The organism is Kribbella sp. NBC_00709 (assembly GCF_036226565.1).
Classification (GTDB): domain Bacteria; phylum Actinomycetota; class Actinomycetes; order Propionibacteriales; family Kribbellaceae; genus Kribbella.
Window position 1 is genome coordinate 4,421,586 of the sequence record NZ_CP108996.1, and the last position, 22,645, is coordinate 4,444,230.

Consider the following 22,645-nt stretch of genomic DNA (forward strand, 5'->3'; position numbering starts at 1 on the left):
CTCCCTTCGGCTGGCCCGAGTCTAGGGTCAACCAGCGGTTGAAGGAGACAGGGCGTTCCTCACACCACGGTGGGTTGCCGCTCGAAGAACGACTCCAGTACGACGACTGTCTGCGTACTGGTCACGCCGTCGACCTCGTGGAGAGCGCGCAGGGTGGTCTGCAGGTCCTCGGTGGTCGTCGTCCGCACCTTCACCAGCACCGACGCAGGTCCCGCGATGATGTGCGCCTCCTCGACTGCCGGGATGTCCAGCAGCGCCTCCCGGGAGTCGCCCATCCACGCGTTCGCCTCGAGCAGGACGAAGGCGAGGACGCCGCGGCCGAGCGCGGCCGGGTCGACGTCGATCGTCGTCCGGCGGATCACGCCGGCCGCCTTCAGCTTCCGGACCCGCTCGTGGGCCGATCCGGCCGACAGCCCGGCGATCTCCCCGAGCGCCGCATACGACTGCCCGGCATCCTCCTGCAGCGCCGCCAGCAGCTTGCGATCCACATCATCTATGGTCATCTGCGTCATGATCCAAATCTCATTCTGTTGAAGTTGACGATAGCAGGATATGGTTTGGTCATGACGATCACCCTCACCGACACGCCGCAGCGGATCAGGGCCGAGCTGGTGGTGCTCGACGAGCGCTTCGCCAGGATCGCCGGCGACGAGTACGTCGAGTGCCTGTACGACGGCGGCCGCTGGCTCGAAGGACCGGCGTACTCGCCCGCCTGGCGCTGCCTGGTCTTCAGCGACATCCCGAACGACCGGATGCTCCGCTGGGACGAGATCTCCGGACACGTCAGCGTGTTCCGCGAACCGTCCGGCTACGTCAACGGCAACACCATCGACCGGGCCGGCCGCCTGATCAGCTGCTCGCAGGGCGATCGCCAGGTCGTCCGGACGGAGCACGACGGCAGCCGCACGGTCCTCGCGTCCTACCTGGACGGACGCCGGCTCAACAGCCCGAACGACGTGGTCGAACACAGCGACGGCTCGATCTGGTTCACCGACCCGCCGTACGGCATCACCTCGAACTACGAGGGTCACGCCGCCGAGCAGGAGCTGGATGGTTGCCACGTCTACCGGATCGCGCCGGATGGCGTGCTGACCGTGGTCGCGGACGACTTCATCCGCCCGAACGGCCTCGCGTTCACGCTCGACGAGCAGCAGCTGTACGTCGTCGACACGCCGGGCAAGCACATCCGGCGGTTCGACGTCGACGGCGAGAAGCTGACCGGCGGCGAGGTGTTCGCGCCCTGCGAGGCCGGGATGTTCGACGGGATCCGGGTCGACAGCACCGGCCGGGTCTGGGCCGCGACGCACGAGGGCGTGCACTGCTTCGACCCGGACGGCACCCTGATCGGCAAGCTGCTGCTGCCGAACGTCGTCTCCAACCTGACCTTCGGCGGCCCCAAGGGCAACCGCCTGTTCATCACCGCGACCACCTCGGTGTGGTCGTGGTTGTCGACTGCCCAGCGTTAGCTGTCCCGCCTGGGAGGTTCAACCGTCGCGCGTCCCGGATAGGCTCGTCCGAAAGCGTTTGCCGCCGAGTCGCGAGGAGTTGTGATGACGGGAATTCTCGAGCCGTTGGCAGGGTCCGCGCCGGCCGTCTGGGAGAAGCTGGACGACCGGTTCACCGGGACCCGCGGGGACAGCCGGCTCGAGCGGCTGTGGACCGGCGGGCGCTGGGTCGAGGGCCCGGTGTACTCCGCCGCGGGGCGGTACCTGCTCTGGAGCGACATCCCGAACGACCGCATCCTGCGCTGGGACGAGACGTCGTACCAGGTCTCCGTCTTCCGGCAGCCGGCCGGCAACACCAACGGCCACACCCGCGACACCGAGGGCCGCCTGGTCAGCTGCGAGCACGGCAACCGGCGGGTGACGCGGACCGAGCACCACGGCGGCATCACGGTCCTCGCCCACGAGTACGAAGGCCGGCGGCTGAACAGCCCGAACGACGTCGTGGTGAAGCGCGACGGGTCGGTGTGGTTCACGGACCCGGCGTACGGGATCGACAGCGACTACGAGGGCTACAAGGGCGAGATCGAAACCGGTGGATGCCACGTGTACCGCGTCGCACCGGACGGTGCACTGACCCGGGTCGCCGACGACTTCAACCGGCCGAACGGGCTCGCGTTCTCGCTCGACGAGTCGTTGCTCTACATCTCCGACTCGGAGGAGGCGACGATCCGCGTCTTCACCGTCAACGGCGACACGCTGAGCGGCGGCGAGCTGTTCGCCGAGTGCGGCAACGGCATCTTCGACGGCATCCGCCTCGACACCCAGGGCCGCATCTGGGCCTCGGCCGCCGACGGCGTCCACATCTACCACCCCGACGGCACCCTGCTCGGCAAACTCCTCGTCCCCGAAACCGTCAGCAACCTCACCTGGGGCGGCGCCAAACGCAACCGCCTCTTCCTCACCGCCACCACCTCCATCTACTCTCTCCTCACCACCGCCAACGGCGCTCCGGAGGCCTACGGCCCGCGTGTCTGACTTCGGCCGGGTACTGCGACGGTTCCGCCAGGCAGCCGCTCTCTCCCAGGAGCGGCTCGCGGAATCCTCCGGTGTCAGCGTCGAAGCGATCAAAACGTTGGAGGCCGGCCGCAGGCGTCACCCGCGGCCGCAGACGCTGAAGCTGCTGGGTGACGGTCTCGGACTGACGGACGACGAGCGCGCAGAACTCGTCGCCGCCGGGACACGGGCGGGGCGCACCACCAGGCTGGTGCCCGAGCAGTTGCCGGACGACCTGCAGGACTTCTCGGGTCGCGACGAACAGGTCGCCGACCTGGAGAAGCTGTTCTCGACCGGTGAGGTCCGGCAGGGCGTTGTCGTGGTTTCGGCCATCTCCGGCATGGGCGGGATCGGCAAGACCGCGCTCGGCGTACACGTCGCGCACCGGCTGAATGACCTCTTCCCAGACGGTCAGCTGTATTTGAACCTCAGGGGATTCGGGCCGGGCGACCCGCTGAGCGCGGCGGAAGCGCTCGGGCGGTTGATGGATGGGCTGGGAGTGCGGACCGCATCCTCGGCCGATGTGGACGAGGACGCCGCACGGTACCGCTCTGCGCTGGCCGGTCGCCGGGTGTTCGTGCTCCTGGACGACGCCGCGAGTGAGACGCAGGTGCTGCCGTTGCTGCCGGGGACCTCGACCTGCGCGGTGCTGATCACGAGCCGCCGACCGCTCACGGCCTTGCCCGGTGCTGCGCATCTCGCGTTGAAGACGCTGCCCGACCATGAGGCCCTGCCGATGCTGGCGCAGGTTGTCGGCGACGGTCGCGTCGAGTCGGACCCCGCCAACGCCCTGGCGATCGTCAGGCTCTGCGGCGGCCTCCCGCTCGCGCTCCGGATCGCAGGAGCCCGGCTCGCCGCGCAACCGTCATGGAGCGTGCGGTACTTCGCCCAGCGGCTGGAGACGAACCGCCGCCGCCTCGACGAACTGGCACTCGGCGATCTCGACGTCCGGATGAGCATCGAGGTGTCGTTGGCCGCGGCAACCGAGCAGGATGCGGGCGCAGTTGCGGCGTTCAGCCTCCTCGGTCTGTACGAGGGCGACGAGCTGGACGTCCGAGTCGCCGCTCGCCTGCTTGATCTCCCGGTCGCCGAGACCGAGGAGCGGCTGGAACGACTCGTCGACCTGCGCCTGCTGGAGTCGAACGGGCCTCGGCGGTATCAGTTTCACGATCTGGTCCGCGCGTACGCCCGGGAACTCGCGGCTGCGCGCACCACCGCAGCGGAACGTCGCGCTGCCAAAGACCGTGCCATGGCCCTGTACATAGCGATGGTCTGGCGGGCCAGGACGATGGACGGCATCGGCCCGCAGTCGCGCGAGTGGTTCGACGAGCGGTGGCTCAGCGGAACCGATGGACTCGAGTTCGAGGAAATCATGGCCTGGTTGGACGCAGAGGCGGGCGAGGTTCTCGCCGCTGCCCGCCGACTGGCGACCGGGCCGCACTCCGATCCTGCGACCGTTGTCCGACTCGCGATCGGCATGGTGCTGTTCTGGGCCGACCGTCGTCGCAACGCAGAGGGCGCCCAGCTGGGTGAGTTGGCGGTTGTGGCGCTGCGGCGCGATCCGGACTGCGGACCGCCGTGGGCGGAAGCCTCGATCAGACACAACCTGGCTCAGCACTACTCGGTCATGTCGGACTTCGAGATGGCGGCAGTGCACATGGGGGTTGCGGTCGATCTGTCTGCGGCGCAGGGCTTTCAGTGGTTGCTGACCCACAGCCTGCTCGGCCTCGCCGAATTCTCGGAGCGTCTGGACCGGTTGGACGAGGGCGTGGCGCATGCTCGGGCCGGACTCGAGCTGGCGCTCAGCAATGCCGACGAGTCCGCCGAGGCACAGGCGCGATTCACCCTGGGACTCATCGCCGGCCGGCTCGGGCGGTTGGCGGTGCAGGACCGGGAGTTCGAGCTGGCTGCGACCCTGATGCGGAGGAGCGGCCCGGATTCGTTCCACTGGTTGACACGCTCGATCGGCGACGCCTATCGCCGCTGCGGCCGGGCCGAGTCCGCGCGCAACTGGCTGCGCGCGGAACTGGTCGAGGTCAGGACCTCCGGCAGCCAGTTCTCTGTCGCTGACCACCTCCAGCTCCTCGGTGCGGCCGAGGCGGAGTTGGCGGCGTACGGATCGGCGCGGAGTCGTCTCGAGGAGGCGCTGGCGCTGATCGGTGACAACAGCGGTGAGCTCGAGGCGAGGATCAGGCATTCGCTCGGCGATACGCTGAACGGGCTCGGGGAGTCCGAGCCCGCCCGATCGCAGTGGCGGCTCGCGCTGCAGCTCTACAGCCGATACGGCCTCCCACAGGCCGACGAGGTTCGCGGTCTGCTCTAAATCCGTTCGCCTCGACGCAAGCCGGTGGGTGATGATGGCCTGCTGACCTGATTGAGGAGGAACTGTGGAGCTGGTCGGCGTGCCGGAGCATCTTCGGGTGCTTGCGGAGAGCGTGGTGGCGGAGGCGGAGAAGGATCCGCGGGTGCTGGCGGTGGTGGTGGGCGGATCGGTTGCCTCGGGCACCAGTGATGAGTATTCGGATCTGGATCTCGTGCTGGTCTGTACGCCGGAAGGGCAGCCGGAGTGCCTGGCGGAGGCGAAGGAGTTCGCGGGGCGGCTCGGGCCGTTGCTGGCGAGCTTCACCGGGGAGCACGTCGGTGAGCCGCGGCTGCTGATCGCGCTGTTCGGGCCGCCGCTGGTGCATGTGGACCTGAAGTTCGTGACGCCCGACGGCTACCGGACGCGAGTCGAGGACGGGCTCGTGCTGTGGCAGCGGGACGACACCGTCGACCGGGTCCGCGAGGAGTCCACGGCCGAGTGGCCGCAGCCGGATCCGCAGTGGATCGAGGACCGGTTCTGGGTCTGGGTGCACTACGTCGCGGTGAAGATCGCGCGCGGTGAGTTGTTCGAGGCCATGGAAAGTCTCGGCGCGATGCGCTCGATCTCGATTGCGCCGTTGGCCGGGATCGGGCGGACGACGCGGCCGGCCGGCGTTCGGCGGCTGGAAACGCTCGCACCGGAGCTCCTGCCGGCCTTGCGAGAGACCGTCGCAATGCCCGATCGCGCCGACTGCCTGCGCGCCCTGAAGGCGACGGTCGACGTCTACCGCACGGTCCGGGAACGCAGCGGCGTCCCGGTGGTACGACGTACCGCGGCCGAGGAAGCGGCGGTCGACTTCCTGGGTTGACTCTGCAGGCAGGCAGAACCCCGTCGTGAGCGGCTCAAACTGCGCTTCCGACCGGGTTCTGCCTGCATGCAGGTCCGCTTCAGAGCTTCTTGACCTGGTCGATGATCGTGAAGACGGCGAGGAAGCCGAACGCCAGGAACGAGAAGGCCAGTACTGCGGTGCGCCAGGTGGTGATGCGGATGGCGCGGGGGAGGGCCCGGGAGTTCATCCACCAGAGCAGGCCGGAGTACACGAACATCATGGTGCCGGCGGTGCAGGCGGAGATGACCAGCAGGACCAGGGGCTGCGTCAGGCCGGCCAGGAGGACGATGATGCCGAAGGCAACAAGGCCCCAGACCAGCCAGAAGTACAGCTTGGACTCGGTGATCTTCGACTCGCGGAGATAGCGGGCCTTGATCATGTCGGACGACAGCCGCGACGTGTAGTCGACGATGCCGGCCGCCGCGGCGAACAGGGAGAATGCGCCGATCGCCCAGAACAGGTAGCCGAACCATCCGCCGACCATCGTCTGCAGCGTCGTACCCTCGATCTTCAGGAAGCCGATACTGTTCTTGACGTCCGGGTTCCCGAACAGGGTCGCGTGGGCGAGCATCGACGTGAAGACGATCGTGATCACGGTGATCGCGACGAACGTCGCGGCCTGCTCGATGTTCGCGAACTTCCACCAGCGCCGCCAGCGGGCCAGGTTCGCGTTGTCCGGCGTGAACGTGTACCCGTTGGCGGTCGGGTCGGCCTCGGTCTCGCCCGTGACCGGTGATGTCAGCCGGGGCACATGCAGACCCTGGCCGAAGCCCTTGTCGCGGATCCAGTTGCTCTGCACAAGGTTCTGCCCGCCGCCCGCACCGGCGTACGCGATCGCACCCATCACCAGCGCGAACCCCAGCTGGTCGGCCGGGAACTGCGGATGGGTGACCGCGTCGCCGAGCGCGCTGTACGTCTTGCCGCGGATCGCGAACACCAGCGCGAGGATCACGAGCAGCGCGACCGCGGCGATCTTGACCGCGATCAGCCGCTCCAGCATCACGTAGACGACCGGCGCGAAGGTCAGGATCGCGCCGATCAGCAGCAGCATGCAGATCGCGATCCAGCGCGGATCGCCGGCGCCGAACAGGTACGTGAGCATGCTCGCCGAACTGGTCGCCCAGCCGGGCCAGAGGTTCGCGAAGTACGTCATGATCGCGAAGAACAGGCCCCAGTGCTTCCCGTACCGGTTGAAGCCGGTCAACGCTGTCTCACCAGTTGCCAGCGTGTACCGCTCGATCTCCATGTTCAGGAACCACTGGACCACCACGCCGACGACGGCGCCCCAGAGGAACACCAGGCCGACCTGGCTGGAGATGTACGGCCAGAGGATGAACTCACCCGAGGCCAGCCCCACCCCGGCCCCGACCATGCCGGGACCGATGATCTTCCAGGTCTTGCTGGGCGGCTCGGGCAGGTCGCGAACTTGCGGTGCGGGCAGATTCTTGGTCGGTAGTGCGAATCGTCCGTGGTCAGTCGATGTGGTGTCTGCCATCAGGCTCCTCACTCTCCTCGACCCCCTGCCCCGGAGGTTAACGAATACTGTCGACGACGGCGACCCGACACAGCCGGATGGCAGACTGACCGGCATGGGTGGGGTGACAGTTCTGACCGCGTCGTACGCCGGGGCCGCGAGCGCGCCGGCGTACGCGCGCCTGGCCGGGTTGGCTGCGGAGCTGCCGGGGGAGCTGCTGGTACGACGGGATGCCGGCTGGCCCGTTCTTGCGTACGACGACGCGGCCGATGCGATCGCCGCGGCGCACGAACTCCGGGAGGCGGCCGCGCGGGTCCCGGCGGGAGAGCTGCTCCGGATCGCCCTGCACACCGCGCCGGCCGCCGGCCCGGCTGTCCGGCATGCCGAGCAGCTGCTGGCGATCGCCAATCCCGGCCAGACGTTGCTCACGGCAACGACAGCCGTCGACCTGCAGCAGTTGCGCGATCTCGGCGTCCATCGGCTACGGGATCTCGGCTCGCCGGAGCGAATCTTCGAACTGACTGCGACGGCCGAGCCGTTGCGCTCCCTCGACCAGGTGCCGAACAACCTGCCGGTGATGTTCACCAGCTTCGTCGGACGTCAGACCCAGGTTGCCGCGCTCCGCACCCAACTCTCCGGCAGCCGCCTCGTCACGTTGACGGGTCCGGGCGGCAGCGGCAAGACCCGGTTGGCCGCGCAGACCGCAGCCCAGCTGGCCGAACGCTGGCCAGACGGCGTGTGGTGGGTCGACCTGTCCGCGGTCACCGACGCCGGGCAGATCCCGGAGGTGGTCGCCGCCGCGATCGGTCTGCTCGTCGAGTCCGGAGATCGCCTGCTGCTCGGCCAGTTGCGGACCAGGCGGGCGCTGATCTGCCTGGACAACTGCGAGCACATCATCGACGGGGTCGCGGAATTCGTCCTCGCGTTGCACACCGGCTGCCCCGAGATCTCGGTCCTGGCGACCAGCCGCGAGCCGCTCGACCTTCCCGGCGAGGCGATCTGGCGCGTGCCCGCGCTGGCCCCGGACGAAGCGCGGGCTCTGTTTCTCGAACGTGCCGGTGCCGGCGATTTCGCGCAGACCGAGTCGGACCAGGCGATTCGATCGATCTGCGTGCGGCTGGACGGGATGCCGCTTGCTCTGGAGCTGGCTGCGGCCTGGGTACGAACGCTGACGCCCGAACAGATCGAGGCGGGGCTGAGCGATCGGTTCGGCCTGCTGACGAAGAACGTCCGCGGGGTGGCGGCGCGCCAGCAGACGCTCGCGGCCTCGATCGACTGGAGCTACGAGTTGCTGTCGCCCGAAGAGCGCGAGGTGTTCCAGCGGCTGGCTGTCTTCTCCGGCGGGTTCACCCTGGATGCAGCCACGGCGGTCTGCGGCGGCGTACTCGAGCTGCTTGCACGGCTTGTCGACAAATCGCTTGTCGTCGCCGAGGGCGGCCGGTACCGGTTGCTGGAGACGATCCGCGAGTACGCCGGGACGCGGCTGGCGGAGGCAGGTGAGCTGGAGGTTGCGCGCGACCGGCACCTGGACCACTACCTCCTCATCGCGGAGAACGCGGAGCCCTTGCTGGACAAGGATCGGGATGCCTGGCGGTCGTTGATCGAGCCGGAGCGGGAGAACTTCCGGGCTGCCCTGGAGCACGGGTTGCGGGCGGACGATCCGGAACTCGGCCGTCGGCTGGCCGCTGCTCTGCGCTGGCTGTGGAACCTGCACGCGACCGGGACCGAGGGCATCGGCTACCTGCGCCGGGCGATCGAACTCGCGCCGGACGACCGGTCGTTGCTCCAGGCCCGCTTGCTTTACGGGTATGCGACGGTCGCCGACACTGTCGATCCGTTCGGGTACGACGCGGCTGGTCGTGGGCTCGCGCTCGCTACCGAGTTGGGCGACGACCGGTTGCGGTCGCTCTTCCTGGCGCTCGCGGCGGTCGGCGAGTTCTTCACCGACTTTCAGAAGGCATGGGACCTGACGGCCGAGGGCGTGCGGCTGGCGGCGGAGGACGAGCAGGTGCGGAACGCGAACATCGCCTTGCAGTGCGTCCTGCTGTCGTTGTGGGACCGGCACGACGAGCTGCGGCCGCTGCTCGAGGGCGCTGTCGACGGTTTGATCACCAGCGGCGAGCGCGGGATCGCGACGACCGTACTGACCGTGTGGTCCGAGAGCCTGATGTCGACCGGCGAGCCGTCGAAGGCCGTCGAGGTCGCGGAGCGCGCTCTCGCTGCCGCTGAACCGCTCGGCGACTTCCACCGGGTCGGGACCGCGCGTGGCCAGTTGGCAACGATGCTGGTGCGGACCGGTCGGCTCGACGAAGCGCGCGAGCTGATGCGGCCGCTGCTCGAACTGGCCGAGACCGCGGGCGCCGTCGTGTCGAACCTCGGGCAGGTGATGGGGCTGATCTCGTACTGGAGCGGCGAGTACGACGCTGCGGTGGAGTGGGTGGCCCGCGAGACGGCGGCCGACGGCCCCCTGGCGGAGACGTTTGTACCTGCGATGTTGTTGCCGAGCGTTGCGGCTGCGATGCGCGCCGGTGGTCGGGATGCGGTCGAGGTGCTCGAGCGTGCTGTCGCACTGGCTCGCCGGTACAACCTGCCGCGGATCCTCGCCGATGCGCTCGACCAGCTCGGCCGCGTCGCGACGGTTGCGCAGCCGGACAAGGCGGCCGACCTGCTGCATCAGGCGTTGACGATCCGGGTCGACCACGGGCTGCGTACGTACGTGATCGACAGCCTGGAATCCCTTGCCCTGTTGGCAAACCACACCAACCGCCCCGCCGACGCAACCCGCCTCGCTACCGCGGCAGCCACCACCCGCACGGAGCTCGGCCTGGCCACGCCACCGGACCATCCAGACCTACCGACCTCGGATGAGCCGCCGCTGTCATTGGAGGAGGCCGTCGCCTACGCCCGCCGTACCCGCGGCGCCCGCGGCCGCCCGTCCTCCGGCTGGGCCAGCCTCACGCCCACGGAGCAACAGGTCGTCGACCTCGCCGTCGAAGGCCTCAGCAATCCCGAGATCGGCGAACGCCTGTTCATCAGCCGCGGCACGGTCAAAACCCATCTGGCCCACGTCTACGCCAAACTCGGCGTCTCCAACCGGACCGAACTGGCCTCGCTCAAGAGGTCCTGAGCATCTCCACCGCTTTGTCGATCCGCCGCTGACGGGTTTCGGGTTTCTTCGCGTCGGTGATGGCCTGCACATGCTCGCGCCGATGACTGAAGCTGAGCTGGTCGAATGTCGCCCGCAGCCCCTCCTTCGCCAGCACTGCGGCTAAGTCATCCGGCACCTCAACCGTCCGCTCAGCCGTATCCCGCTCCACCGTCACGGTCACCGCATCCCCGTCCCCCTTCCCCAACTCGCTCCGGATGCCCTTGAGAATCCCGAGCGCCATACACCCACCCATCGAGGCGACCGACCCCCGATACGCGACCCCGTCAAACGTCGCCTGCACCGGAATCCGCCCGCCCCCGCCAAGCGCCGCGACGACCTCGCCCGGCACCTCGACCCAGGCCCCGCCGCCGTCGTTGACCGTGATCCGCCCCTCGAACGTCTCCATACGCCCACGTTACAAACCGCGCCTACTCGGGTCGACCCGATGGGTCCCGGTGGCGTCGACACGGAACGTGAAGCCATGGGGTGTACTCCATTCGAGAGTGTTGTGGTTGATGCGGTGGACAGTCCATCCGTACGCGTGCGTTTTGACCCGGTGGGCGTACCGGCTGAGCGGCGCCAGGTTGCTCGTGCTGGTCTGACCGGCCGAGCCGTACGGGTCGTAGGGCTGAATGTGATCGAGGTCGATGGTGCGATGGGTCTCGCGGGTGCCGAACGGGAACAGTTCGACGGGGTAGGTCAGTCGGACACGCTCGCGGATCCGGCTGGGGATCTCGTACGCGTCGACGCTGACAGTGTCGTTGAGGTCGATCACGGGTTTGACGGTGTAGGGCCCGTGGCCGATGAGTTCGGTCAGTTGGTCGGCGAGCAGCGGGCCGATCCCCTCGGCGCGCAGCACACCGTTGCCGGTGGCAAGAGTGTGGTCCGTCAGGTGCACGAAGACCTCGGTCTGCCCCGGACGCGCCTGTCCCGCGGAGCCGGTGGGATTGGTGTAGGCGTCCTGCCTGATCCTGGCAAGGCGCACGTCGAGCTCCCGTAGCTCGGCAGCGTCCATAGGCACGCCCTCATCGGGCTCGATCCGGGGACCAGGCACGGATCCCAGCGGTCGGCTGTCAAACGGGTCGCTCGGCGGATCTGGATCGCACGGCCCGGATCCCTCCGCCAACGGAACTTCCGGCGGCTCGAGCGGACCGGGCCGGTCTGAGGGCTCTGGGACTAGTCGCGGAGCAGGCAGATCCACGTTGCCCGTCTCCGGAGCGTCGTACCGCGAGCTTGCCGGGAGCGCCGCAGTCCTCCAACGGGACGCGTCTACTGCGGACGCACCCGACCCAACGCCGGAGCGATGGCTCCGGTCAGCTCTGGGGCCGGCTTCTGCTGGCGATCGCCGACCACGGGTTCCTGCCGGGCGCTCTGCAGGAGGTTGCTGGCCGGCGTTCGTATCCGCGGCTGAGGCGTCGGCGGTCGGGGCGTTGGAAGCGGGGTGGTTGCGAGCTTGGGTTAGGAGCTCTTGGGTGTAGCGGGGGTCGGCGATGATGCCGATGGCGTCGGCGCGGCGGTGTTGGAGGTGACGGGTGTCGCCGAAGGTTTTGAGGGCGTCGGCGATGGCGGCGATGGTCGCGTCGTGCCGGATGACTGCGCCGACCGGGGCTTTGACGAAGATGGTCTTGTTGCCGTGGTCGTCGCTGCGGCCGACGAATACGCCACGCTCTTGCTCCGCCTCGGCGGATTCGTCCCGGGCCACTTCGGGATCGGCGTGGAGCTTGGCGGCGCGGACGATCTTGTCCAGCCGGTACGGGGTGATCGAGTCGATCAGCGGCGCGACGCGTCGGTCCACGCGCCGGGCGGCTTCTTCGGACAGTTTCGTGCATGCCGACACGATCTGGCGCGCCTTCCATGGCGTGGCGTCGCCGGCTTGAACGCGTGCCCAAGAGAACGGGAATCGATGTCGCAGTGCCAACGCCTCGCCGATGAACCGGGCCGCCACCATCGGCGAGATCCCGAGCACGACACCGAACTCGGCGATCGCGAACTCCGCAATTTCAGGGCAGCCGTCACCACCTAGCACCACAGCGCGCTCCCGCCCGCCACAGGACCCGCGCCCGGGCCGGACGCCGCAACTGGACGGGTGGAACCGGTCGGCATAGATCTGAGCATGCTCCAGCAGCCGCGCGTCAGCCCGGTTGGCCACCGCGCGATGCCCAACAGCCGACTCCAATAGATCGGTCGTCGCGAGCTCACTCAAGTCTTCCTCGAACATGTGTTCGATTCTACCTTCTACATCTCCTGCCACCAAACTGACCTGGCTCGAAAGCTCTTATTTTCAAGGCGAGCCGGGGGTGCGGTCGTTGCCTTGAAGGATGCCGCACTGGCGGCAGGATTGCCGTGCTCGACTTGGACTCAGGACAACGTTGTGCAGACTGCCGCGGAGTCGGGGAACTGCACTGAGGACGGTGTTGTCGACCTACGCCACGGACGGCGAGCTGCAGTCTGCGATCGACACTCCGCGCGACCTCAATGAGCTGATGACCGTGCAGAAGCTCAAGCCGGCCCCGATCTTGATCGGGCCGAACTGGATCATCAACGGACCCGCGGCCGACAGGCTTGTCGTCCAGCCAGGCGGCACGGTCGACCGCTGAACGTTGGGCGGACTGAAGGCGACCTTCGCCGGGGTGAGGCGAGGTTGCAGGCCGGCCTGAGCCTCAATCTATTTTGTCTTTCTTCTCATCTTTTCCTTGGAGAGTTTGCTGGGCCACCAGACTCGGGGGCCGAGGTCGTGGGCCAGGGAGGGGACCAGGAGGGAGCGGACGACGGTGGTGTCCAGGAGGACGCCGAAGGCGACCATGAAGGCTATTTGGACCAGGAAGAGGATGGGGAGGACGGCCAGGGCGGAGAAGGTGGCGGCGAGGACCACGCCGGCTGAGGTGATGACGCCGCCGGTGACGGCGAGGCCGACGAGGATGCCGGGTCTGGTGCCGTGTTCCTGGGATTCTTCCCGGACCCGTGTCATCAGGAAGATCGAGTAGTCGATGCCTAGGGCAACGAGGAAGACGAAGGCGTAGAGCGGGATGCCGGGGTCGGCGCCGGGGAACTTGAAGACGTGGTTGAACATCAGCGCGCTGACCCCGACCGTCGCGCCGAACGAGAGCACGTTGGCGATCACCAGCAGGACGGCGGCGACGAGGGACCGCAGCAGCAGCATCAGGACGACGAAGATGACCGCGAGGATGGTCGGGATGATCACCCGCAGATCACGCTGCGCGGCGTCCAGTACGTCGAGGTTGATCGCCGTGTTGCCGCCCACCAGGATATCCGGACTGACCGAGTCCAGCGAGGACCGCAGGTGCTTGACGACCTTCGTCGCGTCCGGTGAATCGGCCGGCACCTTGAGCGTGGCCTGCACCAGCACCTTGCCGTCGACGACCTTCGGCGGTACGCCGGGAGCGACCGAGGCGGACGCCGTGGCGATACCGTCGACCTGCAACGCGGTCTGCACGACCTGATCCGCTTGACCGACCGGGGTGAGGATCTGCACCGGCGTACCGGCGCCCGCGTCGAAGTGCTTGGCCAGCTCCTTCTGCCCGGTGACCGACTCGACCTTGTTGAGGAACAGGTCCTCCTGCGACGTCCCGCTGGCCTTGAACGTCGGCAGGAACGCCGCGCACGCCAGCAACGCCAGCGCGGTGATCACCCAGACCCGGCGGGAACGCCGGCCGACGAGACCGGAGATGCGCCCCCAGAGGCGTCGTCCGCCGACCTGGTCGCTGGAGTGGACGTGGTCGACGCGGGGGATCGACGGCCAGAAGATCCGCCGGCCGAAGGCGAGCAGGATCGCGGGCAGGAACGTCATCGCCGCGATGAAGGCCCCGGCGATCCCGAACGCTCCGACCGGCCCGAGACCCTTCGTACTGCCGAGCTTGGACAGCAGCAGACAGACCAGCCCGAGGATGACCGTCGCCGCGCTGGCCGCGATCGGCTCGATCGACGCACGCCAGGCGACCCGCATCGCCTGGAACTTGTTCTCGTAGTCGTGCAGTTCCTCTTTGTAACGGGAGACGAGCAGCAACGAGTAGTCCGTCGACGCTCCGACGACCAGGATGAACAGGATGCCCTGGCTCTGGCCGTTGAGCTGGAGTACGCCGTTCTTCGCCAGCGGGTACACCACCAGCGCGGCGAGCGCGAGGCCGAAGACCGCGGTGAGCAGGACCGCGATCGGCAGGATCGGGCTGCGGTAGACGATCAGCAGGATCACGAACACGACCGCCAGCGCGACCCCGAGCAGGATCCCGTCGATCCCGCTGAACGCGACCACGAAGTCCGCGAAGACCCCGCCCGGACCGGTGACGTAGACCTGCAGACCAGTCGGTGTGAGGTTCTGCTTGATATCGGTCCGCAGCGTGTCGGCGACCGCGAACAGCACGGTCGTACCCTGGGTGACCACCTCGTCGGCGCGATCGCCGTTCGTCTGGACGGTGATCAGTAGCGCCTTGTGATCCGCCGACGGGATCGGGGCGGCGACCGGGGCGGACAGGTACGAACCCAGCTTCTTCCCGTCGCCGATGTCGAGGGCGGGGATCCGGGCGATGAAGGCCTTGGCCGCATCCAGGTCGGCTGCGGTGATGCCCGATTCACGCTCGATCAGGACGAAGTACGGCAGCGCCTTGGAGTCGACGAACTTCGCCGACTCGTTGGCCACCAACGTCGACTCGGCCTGCTTCGGGAGGAAGTTCGCGTTGTCGTTCTGCTGAACTTCGCTCAGTTTCCCGACCGCCGGCCCGCCCAGGGCGCCCAGCACCAGCCAGCCGATCAGTACGGCGGCAATAGCCGCCCGCCACGTCCACCGGTTCACGCTGGGCACAGTACCCGCGACCTCTCACCACCTGGCAATGGGTGTGCGGGAGCCGTTTCGGCGGCGTAACAACAAGATGACTACGCGGAAACACCCCGGTCATAACGTCCAGGCCTAATCGATGAGGTCGGATGATCGGAGACTTGCGATGACGCTCGAGGCAGGACCTGAGACCGTCGCCACCAGGGAAGCCCACGGCCCGGTGGGGACCGTCGAGGCGCCGCGACGCGGACGCTGGATCGACGTCTGGGATCCCGAGGACGCCACGTTCTGGGCCGGGAAGGGCCGCGCGATCGCGCGGCGGAACCTCTGGCCTTCGATCTTCGCCGAGTTCCTCGGCTTCTCCGTCTGGCAGCTGTGGAGCATCGTCGTGGTGTCGATGCCCAAGGCCGGCTTCGGCTACGACACGAACCAGCTGTTCTGGCTGGTCGCGCTGCCGAGTCTGGTCGGAGCGACGCTGCGGCTGCCGTACACGTTCGCCGTACCGCGGTTCGGTGGGCGGAACTGGACAGTCGTCTCCGCGATGCTGCTGCTGATCCCGACCTCGGGCCTGGCGTACTTCATGACCCGGCCGGACACGCCGTTCTGGCTGATGGCGCTGGTCGCGGCGACCGCGGGTGTCGGTGGCGGCAACTTCGCCAGCAGCATGACCAACATCTCGTTCTTCTACCCGGAGAAGGAGAAGGGCTTCGCGCTCGGCATCAACGCGGCCGGCGGCAACCTCGGCGTCGCCGTCGTACAGCTGGTGGTGCCGATCGTGATCGTCGCCGGCGCGGGCCTGTCGCTGAACCGGGCCGGTCTGATGTGGCTGCCGCTGATCGTCCTGGCCGCGTTCTGGGCCTGGAAGGTGATGGCGAACCTGTCGGTGGCGAACTCCTCGTTCCGTACGTCGATCGCCGCCGCGAAGCGCCCGCACACCTGGGTGATCTCGTTCCTGTACATCGGCACGTTCGGGTCGTTCATCGGCTTCGGGGCGGCGTTCCCGCTGCTGATCAAGACCACGTTCCCGGACATCACGCCGGCGCACTTCGCGTTCCTCGGCGCGCTGGTCGGGTCGGTCGCCCGGCCGTTCGGCGGCAAGCTGTCGGACCGGGTCGGCGGCGCGTGGATCACGGTCTGCTCGTTCGTGGTGATGGGGCTCGGCATCCTGGCGGCGATCGTGTCGCTGAAGTCCGGGAGCTTCGCGGCGTTCCTGATCAGCTTCCTGGTCCTGTTCGTGGCCAGTGGCGCGGCCAACGGGTCGACGTACCGGATGATCCCGGCGGTGTTCCGGCTGACGACACCGGACGACTCCGGCCGGGCGCGGCGGGAGGCGGCGGCCTGCATCGGGATCGCGTCGGCGGTCGGTGCGTACGGCGGGTTCCTGGTACCGCGCGGGTTCGCGATGTCGACGAGCCACTTCGGCTCGCTGGTCCCGGCGCTGTACGTGTTCTGCGGCTTCTACGTGCTGTGCCTGGCGGTGACGTACTTCTGCTACCTGCGCAAGGGCGGCCCACTCAGCCAGGAGCGCGTGTGAGCTCTGTCCTTACTCACTGTCCGTACTGCGCTCTGCAGTGCGCCACCACGCTGCACCCGGTCGCTCGGCCGGGTGCCGTGGAGGTGCGCCCCGCCGGACAGGGCGGGCTGTGTCGCAAGGGCTGGACGGCTCCCGACGTGCTCACGGTGCCGGATCGACTCACCAAGCCGCTGATCCGGGACGCCGCGGGCGAGCTGGTGGAGACGAGTTGGGATGCCGCGCTGGACTTCGTCGCGGAGCGGATCCGGGCGCTGCAGTCGGCGCACGGTCGTGACGCGGTGGCCGTGTTCGGCGGCGGCGGGCTGACGAACGAGAAGGCGTACGCGCTCGGGAAGTTCGCCCGGGTTGCGCTGAAGACGGCGAATGTGGACTACAACGGCCGGTTCTGTATGTCGTCGGCGGCAGCCGCGACGAACCGGGCGTTCGGGATCGACCGGGGGCTGCCGTTCCCGCTGGCGGATCTGGGCGGGGCGGGTGCGGTACTGCTGGTCGGCAGCAACATCGCAGAGACGATGCCGCCGGCGGTCGCGCATCTGCAAGGTGCGAGGGACACGGGTGGGCTTCTGGTCGTCGACCCGCGTCGCTCCGCCACCGCTGGACTCACTGAAGACAACGCAGGGATCCACCTGCAGGCCACACCAGGCACCGATCTCGCACTGGTCCTGGCGTTGACCCATGTGGTGCTGCAGGAGGGTCTCGCGGACACGACGTACCTGCGGGATCGGACTGATGATCCAGACTTGCTGACTCGCTCCACAGCGTCCTGGTGGCCGGAGCGGGCCGAGCGGGTGACTGGTGTACCGGCCGCGACGATCCGCCGCGCTGCGCGGGTGCTGGCTGCAGCTGCGCCAGTACATGGTGGTGCGGGTGTGTTCGTGCTGACAGGGCGTGGGGCTGAGCAGCACAGCAAGGGCACCGACACGGTGACTGCTTGTATCAACCTGGCGCTGGCTCTGGGACTGCCTGGTCGGCTGGGGAGCGGGTACGGCTGCATCACGGGCCAGGGCAACGGTCAGGGCGGTCGTGAGCACGGGCAGAAGGCGGATCAGCTGCCCGGCTATCGGAGCATTGAGGACCCAGCGGCGCGCTCGCACGTTGCGCAGGTCTGGGGTGTGGAGCCCGAGGACCTGCCGCGAGCTGGGAAGAGCGCGGTCGAGCTGATCAATTCGCTCGGTACGACGGACGGTCCGAAGGCGCTGCTGGTCCACGGGAGCAATCTGCTCGTGTCGGCGCCACACCTGTCGTCCGTCCGTGAGCGCATCGCGTCGTTGGACCTGTTGGTCGTCGCGGACGTGGTGCCCTCGGAGACGGCCTTGCTGGCGGATGTCGTCTTTCCGGTCACGCAGTGGGCCGAGGAGGACGGGACGATGACGTCGCTCGAAGGGCGGGTCCTGCGGCGGCGTACCGCCGTACCGCCGCCTGGTGAGGTGCGGAGCGATCTCGCGGTGTTCGCCGGGCTTGCGGAAAGGCTTGGCAGTAAAGGGTTCTCGACTGATCCGGCTGAGGTGTTCGAGGAACTTCGCCTGGCGAGTGCTGGTGGGCGGGCCGACTACTCCGGCATTACCTGGGAGCGGTTGGATGCGGGTGAGGCGCTGTTCTGGCCGGTGCCGCACGATGGGCATCCCGGTACGCCGCGCCTGTTCGCGGACGGATTCCCGACGCCGGACGGGCGGGCGCATGTGGTGCCCGTCGACCATCGGCCGGTGGCGGACGACCTCAACGTGGAAGCGCCGATGTACCTGGTGACCGGGCGCTTGCTGCAGCACTACCAGAGCGGTGCGCAGACGCGGCGGGTGCCGGAGTTGGCCGAGGCGGAGCCGGAGGTGTTCGCGGAGATCCATCCGCGGGTGGCCGCTCAGCTGGGGATCGGGGACGGGCGTCCCGTGCGGTTGCGGACCGCCCGGGGTTCGATGGTGCTGCCGGCCCGGGTGACGACCGACGTCCGGCCGGACACGGTGTTCGTGCCGTTCCACTTCGGTGGGGTCGAGGCGGTCAACGAGCTGACCAACGATGCGCTCGACCCGGTGTCGAAGATGCCCGAGTTCAAGGCGTGTGCCGTCGAAGTCACCGCCGCGGCCCATCCAGCGGCAGGGGTTTCGGCATGAGAGTCGTGATCATCGGCGGTGGGATGGCTGGGCGCAGGCTGGCCGAGCTGTTGCCGTCGTACGACGTGACCGTGCTCGGCGACGAACCGTCGTACAACCGGAGCCGGCTGACGGAGTACGTCGCCGGCCGGGCTGAGCCGGTCGTCGGGGATGAACCGGTGGCGACCGTGGTGGCTGTCGATCGGGATCGTCGGGTGGTGACTGATGCCGGCGGGCGCGAGTGGGCGTACGACCGGCTGGTGTTCGCGACCGGCGCTGAGCCGGTGCTGCCGGAGGGTGTCTCTGGTTCGGGGGTTCATGCGCTCCGCTCGGTTGATGACGCGCGGGCGGTTGTCGAGATGGCGGGCTCGACGCGGCGGGCGGTGGTGCTGGGCGGTGGCCTGCTCGGCGTCGAAACTGCGTGTGCGCTGCGGGAGCGCGGGGTCGCAGTGACGCTTGTGCATGACGGGGAAACCCTTCTGGACAAGACGATCCGGGCGTCCGCGGGGCGGCGAGTTACGCGCGCGGTGCGGGCGTTGGGTGTCGAGGTGCTGCTCAACACAGCGCTCGACGGGACGGATGTTCGCGACGGGCGCTTCCGGGCGTTGAACCTGCGTAGCGGACGCCAGGTCTTTGGTGAGCTGCTGGTAGTCGCCTGCGGCGTGCGACCGCGCACCGAGCTGGCGACCGGGCTGACAGTCCGCACCGGAATCGTCGTCGACCGAACCCTGACCAGTCCGGACGATCCGAACGTCCACGCGATCGGGGACTGCGCCGAGGTACAGGGCCGCACGACCGGAACAGTCGATGCAGCCTGGATGCAGGCTCAAGCCTTGGCCCGACAGCTGATGGGGCAGGACGCGGAGCTGCCCGACCACGAAGTTGTCCGGGTTACTGCTGGTGGGCTTGATGTGCTTGTGCTGGGGGACAAGGACGAAGCCGGTGAGGTCGTCCGGCTCGAGGACGGCTCGAGGTATGTGCGAGCTGTCCTGCGGGACGGAGTGGTGCGGTCGGCGGTCGCGGTGGGTGCGCCGGAGGTGGCCGCGGAGCTGGTTCTGCTGGCGGACCGCGGGACGCCGGTTGTCGCGAATGGATTGCTCACGGCAACCGAAATGCCGACGAAGAGGGTGCCGGCGGTCTGCCGGTGTAACGGCGTGACCAGGACCGCGATCGAGGCGGCCTGGCGTGGAGGTGCCGACAGTGTCGCCGGCATCGCCGCCACGACGCGGGCGACGACCGGGTGCGGCAGTTGCACCGGCGCCGTCGGCGAACTGCTCGACCGCTTCCGGCGCGGCGAGACCGAACCAGTCCCGAGCAGGAGGGCGACGATGGCAGAGCTGAACAAGGCCAAGCACGTTGTGGTGGTCGGCGGTGGCATGGTCGCCCATCGGCTGGTGGAGGCGCTCAGGCAGCGCGACACCGGCATCACCTATCGCATCACGGTGTTCGCCGAGGAACCGCGGCTGCCGTACGACCGGGTCGCGCTGACCAGCTACTTCTCCGGCCGCGACCCGCAGGACCTCTCGCTCGGCGACCCCGACCTCTGGGACGACCCGGCCGTGAACCTGCGCAAGGGCGTCCAGGTCACCGCGATCGACACCGCGGCCAGGACCGTGACGACCGCCCGCGGCGAGCAGATCGGGTACGACGAATTGGTCCTGGCGACCGGCTCGGCGGCCTTCGTCCCACCGGTGAAGAACAACGACGCGCAAGGCTGCTTCGTCTACCGGACCATAGACGACGTCGCCGCGCTGCGCGTGTACGTCGAGCGCCTGAAGGCCGAGGGCAGACAGGTCAGCGGTGTCGTCGTCGGCGGTGGTCTGCTCGGACTGGAGGCGGCCGGCGCGCTGCGGGCGCTGGATGCCGCCACGAAGGTCGTCGAGTTCGCGCCGCGGCTGATGCCGTTGCAGGTCGACGAGGGTGGCGGTTCCGCGCTGTCCCGGTTGATCGAGAGCCTCGACGTCGAAGTACTGACCGCGACGCAGTGCCAGCGGGTGAAGCTCACCTCGCAGGGCGCGGCCCGCGCGATGGCCGTTGCCGACGGCCCCGATCTGCCGGCCGACGTGGTGGTCTTCGCGACCGGTGTCCGTCCGCGCGACGAACTCGGCCGCGAAGCCGGACTGGAAATCGGCGAGCGCGGTGGTGTCGTCGTGGACGACGCCTGCCGTACGTCGGTGCCCGGGGTGTGGGCGATCGGTGAAGTCGCCTGTATCGAAGGACGCGTCTGGGGATTGATTGCCCCCGGCTACACGATGGCCGAGATCGTCGCGGACCGGTTGCTCGGCGGCGAGGCGACGTTCCCCGGCGCGGACACGTCCACCAAGCTGAAGCTGCTCGGCGTCGACGTCGCGAGCTTCGGCGACGCCTTCGGTGCGACCGAGGGCGCCCTCGACATCGTGTACGCCGACCCGGTGGCCGGTGTCTACAAGAAGCTCGTGCTGTCCGACGACGCCCGTACCCTGCTGGGCGGCATTCTGGTCGGCGACGCGTCGGCATACTCCGGACTCCGCCCGATGGTCGGCCGCGAGCTCGGTGCGGACCCGGCCGCGTTCCTGCTGCCGGAAGGCGCCGGGCCGGTGCAGCTCGAGCTGCCGGACGACGCGCCGGTGTGCTCGTGCAACAACGTGTCGGCGGGGACGATCCGCTGCGCAGTACGCGACGAGGGCTGCTCGGACATCAAGTCCGTGTGCGGGAAGACGAAAGCGGGCACCAGTTGCGGTTCCTGCCTGCCCATCGTGAAGAACCTGCTCAACACCGAGCTGACCAAGGCCGGGGTCGAGATCAGCAAGGCGCTCTGTGAGCACTTTGCCCTGAGCCGGGCCGAGCTGTTCGACGTCGTACGGATCACCGAGCTGCGGACGTTCAGCGAGATCGTCGAGCGGCACGGGACCGGTCGTGGGTGCGACATCTGCAAGCCGGTGGTCGCGTCGATCCTGGCCAGCCTGGACCCGGCCGGCCACGTCCTCGACGGCGAGCGCGCGACGCTGCAGGACACCAACGACCACGTGATGGCCAACATGCAGAAGGACGGCACGTACTCCGTCGTACCGCGCATCCCCGGTGGCGAGATCACCCCGGAGGGCTTGATCACGATCGGCGAGGTGGCGCGTGACTTCGGGCTCTACACGAAGATCACCGGCGGGCAGCGGGTCGACCTGTTCGGCGCGCGGATCGAGCAGCTGCCGGCGATCTGGAAGCGGCTGGTCGACGCCGGGTTCGAGTCGGGGCATGCGTACGGCAAGGCGCTGCGGACGGTGAAGTCGTGCGTCGGATCCACTTGGTGCCGGTACGGCGTGCAGGACTCGGTGGGGATGGCGATCGCGCTCGAGCTGCGGTACCGCGGGCTGCGGTCGCCGCACAAGCTCAAGCTCGGAGTGTCCGGCTGCGCGCGCGAATGCGCCGAGGCGCGGGGCAAGGACGTCGGTGTGATCGCGACCGAGAAGGGCTGGAACCTGTACGTCGGTGGCAACGGCGGGATGACGCCCCGGCACGCGGAGCTGCTCGCGTCCGACCTGACCGACGAAGAGCTGTTCCGGACGGTGGACCGGTTCCTCATGTACTACATCCGGACCGGGGACCGGCTGCAGCGGACGGCGGTCTGGATGCGGGAGCTCGAGGGCGGACTCGACCACGTGCGGGACGTCGTACTGAACGACAGTCTCGGGATCGCCGCCGACCTGGACGCTGCGATGGCCAAGCACGTCGACTCGTACGTCGACGAGTGGCAGGCGACGCTGAACGACCCCGGCAAGCTGGCGCGGTTCGTGTCGTTCGTGAACGCGCCGGACCAGCCCGACGCCGACCTGCGCTACGTGGTCGAGCGCAACCAGCCGCGCCCCGCCACGCCGGCCGAACGCGGACAGCTGGAGCCGGTGCTGCTGGCCGGCCCCCGATTGGAGGTACGCCGATGAGTCTCACGGCTGTTGG

At 68.5% G+C, this 22,645-nt stretch carries 14 protein-coding genes; 9 read left to right on the top strand and 5 right to left on the bottom strand.

The window, feature by feature from the left end; genetic code table 11:
* Nucleotides 1-59: 59 nt before the first annotated feature.
* Complete coding sequence (locus OHA18_RS21795) at nt 60-503, bottom strand: Lrp/AsnC family transcriptional regulator (RefSeq protein ID WP_329006025.1); 444 nt, start codon at nt 501-503, stop codon at nt 60-62.
* Between the two features lie 60 nt (nt 504-563).
* Here OHA18_RS21795 and OHA18_RS21800 point away from each other — a divergent pair, with 60 nt between their 5' ends.
* The 4 genes from OHA18_RS21800 to OHA18_RS21815 all read left to right on the top strand — a co-directional run bounded on the left by OHA18_RS21800 (nt 564) and on the right by OHA18_RS21815 (nt 5,668).
* Nucleotides 564-1,466 (top strand): SMP-30/gluconolactonase/LRE family protein, encoded by a 903-nt coding sequence (locus tag OHA18_RS21800; protein WP_329006026.1) that lies wholly within the window; start codon nt 564-566, stop codon nt 1,464-1,466.
* Nucleotides 1,467-1,550: 84 nt separating this feature from the next.
* A complete protein-coding gene (locus OHA18_RS21805) occupies nt 1,551-2,480 on the top strand; it encodes an SMP-30/gluconolactonase/LRE family protein (RefSeq protein ID WP_329006027.1) in 930 nt (309 codons plus the stop codon).
* The gene (locus OHA18_RS21810) at nt 2,473-4,821 is read left to right on the top strand and encodes a helix-turn-helix domain-containing protein (protein WP_329006028.1); all 2,349 of its coding nucleotides are present in this window, start codon (nt 2,473-2,475) and stop codon (nt 4,819-4,821) included. The genes OHA18_RS21805 and OHA18_RS21810 overlap by 8 nt, the downstream gene beginning before the upstream one ends.
* 64 nt (nt 4,822-4,885) lie before the next feature.
* Nucleotides 4,886-5,668: an aminoglycoside 6-adenylyltransferase gene (locus tag OHA18_RS21815; RefSeq protein ID WP_329006029.1), complete on the top strand. Its 783-nt coding sequence runs from the start codon at nt 4,886-4,888 to the stop codon at nt 5,666-5,668.
* Between the two features lie 79 nt (nt 5,669-5,747).
* On the opposite strand, the gene OHA18_RS21820 is transcribed toward OHA18_RS21815, so the two are convergent.
* Nucleotides 5,748-7,184: an Nramp family divalent metal transporter gene (locus tag OHA18_RS21820; RefSeq protein WP_329006030.1), complete on the bottom strand. Its 1,437-nt coding sequence runs from the start codon at nt 7,182-7,184 to the stop codon at nt 5,748-5,750.
* A 94-nt stretch (nt 7,185-7,278) separates the two neighbouring features.
* Between OHA18_RS21820 and OHA18_RS21825 the strand changes: the two genes are divergently transcribed.
* Nucleotides 7,279-10,290, top strand: coding sequence for a helix-turn-helix transcriptional regulator (locus tag OHA18_RS21825; RefSeq protein ID WP_329006031.1), 3,012 nt, complete (start codon nt 7,279-7,281; stop codon nt 10,288-10,290).
* Here the strand turns inward: OHA18_RS21825 and OHA18_RS21830 are convergent.
* Nucleotides 10,277-10,717 carry a YdeI/OmpD-associated family protein gene (locus OHA18_RS21830; protein ID WP_329006032.1) on the bottom strand — a complete coding sequence of 147 codons (441 nt, stop codon included), beginning with the start codon at nt 10,715-10,717 and terminating at the stop codon, nt 10,277-10,279. The genes OHA18_RS21825 and OHA18_RS21830 overlap by 14 nt on opposite strands.
* Nucleotides 10,718-10,726: 9 nt before the next feature.
* Nucleotides 10,727-12,529, bottom strand: a complete 1,803-nt coding sequence (locus OHA18_RS21835) for a DUF222 domain-containing protein (RefSeq protein ID WP_329006033.1) — start codon at nt 12,527-12,529, stop codon at nt 10,727-10,729.
* Between the two features lie 193 nt (nt 12,530-12,722).
* Here OHA18_RS21835 and OHA18_RS21840 point away from each other — a divergent pair, with 193 nt between their 5' ends.
* Entirely contained in the window at nt 12,723-12,908 is a 186-nt protein-coding gene (locus OHA18_RS21840) for a hypothetical protein (protein WP_329006034.1), read from the top strand.
* Between the two features lie 68 nt (nt 12,909-12,976).
* Here OHA18_RS21840 and OHA18_RS21845 read toward each other — a convergent pair whose 3' ends face one another.
* Nucleotides 12,977-15,118: an MMPL family transporter gene (locus OHA18_RS21845; RefSeq protein WP_329006035.1), complete on the bottom strand. Its 2,142-nt coding sequence runs from the start codon at nt 15,116-15,118 to the stop codon at nt 12,977-12,979.
* Nucleotides 15,119-15,266: 148 nt separating this feature from the next.
* Between OHA18_RS21845 and OHA18_RS21850 the strand changes: the two genes are divergently transcribed.
* The 3 genes from OHA18_RS21850 to nirB are packed head-to-tail and all read left to right on the top strand — an operon-like array spanning nt 15,267 to nt 22,629.
* Complete coding sequence (locus tag OHA18_RS21850) at nt 15,267-16,634, top strand: MFS transporter (RefSeq protein WP_329006036.1); 1,368 nt, start codon at nt 15,267-15,269, stop codon at nt 16,632-16,634.
* Nucleotides 16,631-18,739, top strand: coding sequence for a molybdopterin oxidoreductase family protein (locus OHA18_RS21855; RefSeq protein WP_329006037.1), 2,109 nt, complete (start codon nt 16,631-16,633; stop codon nt 18,737-18,739). The genes OHA18_RS21850 and OHA18_RS21855 overlap by 4 nt, the downstream gene beginning before the upstream one ends.
* Nucleotides 18,736-22,629, top strand: coding sequence for a nitrite reductase large subunit NirB (nirB, locus tag OHA18_RS21860; protein ID WP_329006038.1), 3,894 nt, complete (start codon nt 18,736-18,738; stop codon nt 22,627-22,629). The genes OHA18_RS21855 and nirB overlap by 4 nt, the downstream gene beginning before the upstream one ends.
* Nucleotides 22,630-22,645 lie beyond the last annotated feature (16 nt).